Here is a 227-nt window from a genome sequence, read left to right as displayed (position 1 = left end):
GCCTCGGCCGACTCGACGATGTCGGCGGCCACCGGGTCTGTGACGGCGGTGAAGAGCACCGGGATATCGGCGATGTTCTGCATCGCGGCCTGGGCCGACGGCGTGGCGACCGCGAGCACGAGGTCGAGGTCGTCGCCGACGAAGGTCTGCGCGATGGTGGTGGCGGTCGGCACCTCGCCGTTGGCGTTCTGCTCCGTGAACTCGACGGTCTCGCCCTCGACGTACCC

General features: G+C 70.0%; 1 protein-coding gene. It reads right to left on the bottom strand.

Annotation, left to right across the window (positions count from 1 at the left end):
• Positions 1-227: ABC transporter substrate binding protein (locus AMS67_RS00120; protein ID WP_277619532.1), on the bottom strand; the 227-nt coding region annotated here is incomplete at both ends.

The organism is Leucobacter japonicus (assembly GCF_001273855.1).
Lineage (GTDB): Bacteria > Actinomycetota > Actinomycetes > Actinomycetales > Microbacteriaceae > Leucobacter > Leucobacter japonicus.
The sequence above is the reverse complement of the archived record's forward strand: the minus strand, read 5'-3'. Positions and strand labels throughout refer to the sequence as shown.